Source organism: Flavobacterium psychrophilum DSM 3660 = ATCC 49418 (assembly GCF_002217405.1).
Lineage (GTDB): Bacteria > Bacteroidota > Bacteroidia > Flavobacteriales > Flavobacteriaceae > Flavobacterium > Flavobacterium psychrophilum.
The window spans coordinates 24,251-27,817 of record NZ_MUHE01000028.1; the positions used below are offsets into that span (position 1 = coordinate 24,251).

Consider the following 3,567-nt stretch of genomic DNA (forward strand, 5'->3'; position numbering starts at 1 on the left):
TAAATTTAAACTTTAAATGGTATAAGACTAATTTTTTAAGCTCATAAATAGAAATTCGTGTAGCTTGTGGTATTTCTCAAACACTTGGTATCTGTTAGTAGCGTCCTATAATTATTTGTACGATATTTCGTAATGTTTTTTTATTCGTTTTTGTAAATAATATTGATTCTTTTAATATATTAAATTGATCATAATCAATGTTTTCAATTATTTTATTTTCTGAATTTACTACTCCATATTTGTTGTTTTTCTTTACGATAAATTCGTATGAATCATAAATATTCTCTATTAATTGATATTTACAAGGAATAACTATGATGTTTTTATAATTAATAACTCCAAATTTTCCTTTTAATTTAAATATTTGGTTTGCATTTTTCAGGAATTCTTGTTCATACTTAAATTTCACAAACGCATCTAAAAACACTTCTTTTTCGCTAAATTTTTCGTCTTCTAAATTAATCAAGATTTGTTTGTTTTTTTAGTGGCAAAAATTTTATTTTCATAATTGTTATAAAATTTATATTCTTCCTTTAGAACCATTACACCATTTTCTAATAACAAACCACTTTTATCTTCAGCATTCTGAACTATATAATACTTATCAAATAATGTGATTATATTTTTATACCGTAATGGAATTATGTCGTTTACAATATACGGATTAATTACACCATACAAATTGTCTTTTTGCATAATAAAATTATCGCCAACTTTGTAGTCCCTAAGAACAAATGAGGTTGTAAAATAACTGAAGTAGATTTTATCATAATCAAAAGGTTTAATAATTGAATCCGTTAATGAAATAAAACCTTTTTGTTATTAATTTTAGCTATAAAAAACGACTTTACTTGTTCTATTTCATTATATTTAGATTTAATAATCAGTTCGCCTTTTAAATTTATTACTCCTTTTTTAGCGTTTAAATTATTTTTTACTAAATATATATCATCATTTAAAACTTTTTCGAAACTAAAATCCTTAAGAGTTTTTAAAATAATATTTCCTGTATTATCTATAATTGAAGTTAACTTGTTTTGAAAAGTAACAATTGCCTTATTATTAGTGAAATTTGAAATATCGGTAAATTGTAAATTACTTATCTGTTTTCATTGAAAATTATAAAGATCCTTTGTTCCTTTAATTTGTGCAATGATTAAATTATTGTTAAGTGAAATATTGTCAAATTTAGTTGGTAAAACAATATTGTTTAAAGTATCTAAAACACCATTTTTATTGTCTTTTATAACTCTTATTATAGCGTTATTAACGTAAAAAACATCATCATATATGATTGGAATTTTAATATTTCCTCTTAAATCGATAAAACCTATTTTAAATTTTTTGTTTATTTCATTTCCTACTTCGAATAAATTCTTAAGTCCTTTTTTGTTATAAATATATGCAAAACAGGTTTAATAACTACATTTCCTGCGCTGTTAATAACGCCCATTTTGTGGTTAAAAGTTCTAAAAACCGCATAGTTATTTTCGAAAGCATAAACATATTCATATTTACTGTTTTGTTTTAGTTTCTCTATTTCGATTTTCAACTTGTTTTGACCAATAGCTATGAAAGGAAAAATTAAAAAAAGAGTTTCAGTGTTTTCATTATTATGTTTGTTTTTTGCGGTTTTGAGAGATTACTACCGCCAATGTTTTGGGACTAAATTAAGTCCATTTTCTCCAACAGTTTTTGACCATTCTCCACTGTTTTTTTTTTTAATTTATTTTCGATTCTTGTCCGTTTTTCCAAAATATCTGCCAACCCAAAAACTGGTCTAATCCTTCACCTATTTTTTTAATATTTTATTATATGCAGCCGTATTATTTAGCAATTGTGTTGCTTTTTTTATTTCGGAATTGTTTTTAGTATAAAACAAATACAATCCTTCTTTATATTGGTTTCGTGTTATGATTTCGTCACGCAATAGGTTTAGTATTTCGGGTTTGTTTTTATCTACTTCTAGGTCTTCTGCTTTTTGCAACGAAGCTAATAAGGCGTCGTATTGCAGTTTTATGGCTGTGTCTATTTTTTCTTTTTTAGCTTCTTCGAGCATTTCTTTTAGTGCTATATCAGTTTTTGTATCGAAAGAAAAAGACTGAGATTTTAGGAATTTCTTGAATTCTATAAAATCTGCATCGGTAAGAACAGGTATTTTGGTGCCTAAATTTAAATTTTTAGTACAATACTGGGTTGCGAAGTTAAAAATCGCATCGTTTCTGGTTAAAACATCAATAATGGTATTGGTTTTGGCTTCTTCTAATTCTATATCTGGTAGGACACCGCCACCATCAAAAACGGGACGGCCTTTTCTGGTTTTAAAAGCATTGTAATTCTTGGCTTCGGTACGAATGGCTTTGCCGTTTGCATCTTTTTTAGTATAATCTAAAGCTTGAATACATCTGCCGGAAGGCGTATAATATCTAGAAATAGTCACTTTTAGTTGGGTTCCGTAAGTTAAATCGACATAACGCTGTACTAATCCTTTGCCAAAACTCCTCGAACCAATAATTACGGCTCGGTCTAAATCTTGCAAAGCGCCAGACACAATTTCGCTTGCCGAAGCACTATGACCATCTACTAATATGGCTAATGGTATGTCTAAATCGGTAGGATTTTTTGCTGTTTTATAGGTGTTGTTGTGCTTTGCAATGTGTGATTTTGTGGTTACAATGGTTTCGTTATTGGCTACAAATAAGTTACATACATTTACTGCTTCTGATAGTAATCCTCCTGGATTACCTCGCAAATCTAGAATGATTTGTGTGGCACCTTGTTCTTTTAGTTTTTCGAGTGCTTCTTTTGTTTCTGATGATGCTTTTGCATTAAATTTTTCTAAAACAATATAGCCTGTTTTGTCGTCTATTTTTCCAAAAAAGGGTACGGCTTTTATTTCTACTTCTTCTAAGATAAGTTGTGTGGTTTTTGTTTCGCCGTTTCGTTTGTATTTTAAATCGATTTTTGTGTTTTTTCCTCCTTTTAATAATTGTGTTGCATCGTCTTTGAAATCGATTAGATTTACATCGCCAATTTGAATTATTTCGTCGCCAGCTTTTAATCCAGCTTTGTCTGCTGGGTAATTTTTGTAGGGTTCGCGAACAATGAGTTTTCCTTCTTTTCTGGATAATATTGCCCCAATTCCTGTATATTCGCCTGTGTTGTTTATCTTGGCTTTTACAACATCTTGCTCGGTAAAATAGTTGGTGTACGGATCTAGTTGTGCCAACATGCTTTTTATTGCCTTATCCATTAATTCTCCTGGATTTGTCTGGTCAACATAGTTCATATTGAGATTTTTGAATAATGTGGTAAAGATTTCTATTTGCTTGGCAATTTCGAAAAAGTCTTCTCTGAAACTTGCTCCAATAAATAAAAAAGCACTTGCTATTACTGGGAATATGTATTTTTTCTTGAAAAGTGAAATCATTTTTTATATTTTGATATTGAGGACTAAATTACTAATACTTTTACAAATTAGTACTGTGTAACAAATTATTTAATATAGTAAAGTACGATAGTTTTTTTTACACCACAGATTTCAAGGATTTCTACAGATTATATAAA

6 protein-coding genes are annotated in these 3,567 nt (G+C 28.6%); all 6 read right to left on the reverse strand.

The genetic code is table 11. The features are described from left to right. Positions 1–94 precede the first annotated feature (94 nt). Complete coding sequence (locus B0A57_RS07860) at positions 95–466, reverse strand: WG repeat-containing protein (protein WP_038467025.1); 372 nt, start codon at positions 464–466, stop codon at positions 95–97. Next, complete coding sequence (locus B0A57_RS07865) at positions 463–696, reverse strand: hypothetical protein (RefSeq protein WP_034099490.1); 234 nt, start codon at positions 694–696, stop codon at positions 463–465. Before B0A57_RS07865 ends, B0A57_RS07860 begins: the two co-directional genes overlap by 4 nt. Positions 697–797: 101 nt before the next feature. Continuing rightward, positions 798–1,103 carry a WG repeat-containing protein gene (locus B0A57_RS12455; protein WP_123960879.1) on the reverse strand — a complete coding sequence of 102 codons (306 nt, stop codon included), beginning with the start codon at positions 1,101–1,103 and terminating at the stop codon, positions 798–800. 6 nt (positions 1,104–1,109) lie between these two features. Next, the gene (locus B0A57_RS12460) at positions 1,110–1,400 is read right to left on the reverse strand and encodes a WG repeat-containing protein (protein WP_123960881.1); all 291 of its coding nucleotides are present in this window, start codon (positions 1,398–1,400) and stop codon (positions 1,110–1,112) included. Next, a complete protein-coding gene (locus tag B0A57_RS07875) occupies positions 1,361–1,552 on the reverse strand; it encodes a WG repeat-containing protein (protein WP_034099492.1) in 192 nt (63 codons plus the stop codon). The genes B0A57_RS12460 and B0A57_RS07875 overlap by 40 nt, the downstream gene beginning before the upstream one ends. A 240-nt stretch (positions 1,553–1,792) precedes the next feature. Next, positions 1,793–3,430 carry a S41 family peptidase gene (locus B0A57_RS07880; protein WP_034099494.1) on the reverse strand — a complete coding sequence of 546 codons (1,638 nt, stop codon included), beginning with the start codon at positions 3,428–3,430 and terminating at the stop codon, positions 1,793–1,795. Positions 3,431–3,567 lie beyond the last annotated feature (137 nt).

Bases quoted from the DNA above. Each gene is read 5' to 3' on its own strand.
- B0A57_RS07865 (WP_034099490.1), bottom strand. From the start codon at position 696: ATGCAAAAAGACAATTTGTATGGTGTAATTAATCCGTATATTGTAAAC.
- B0A57_RS07880 (WP_034099494.1), bottom strand. From the start codon at position 3,430: ATGATTTCACTTTTCAAGAAAAAATACATATTCCCAGTAATAGCAAGT.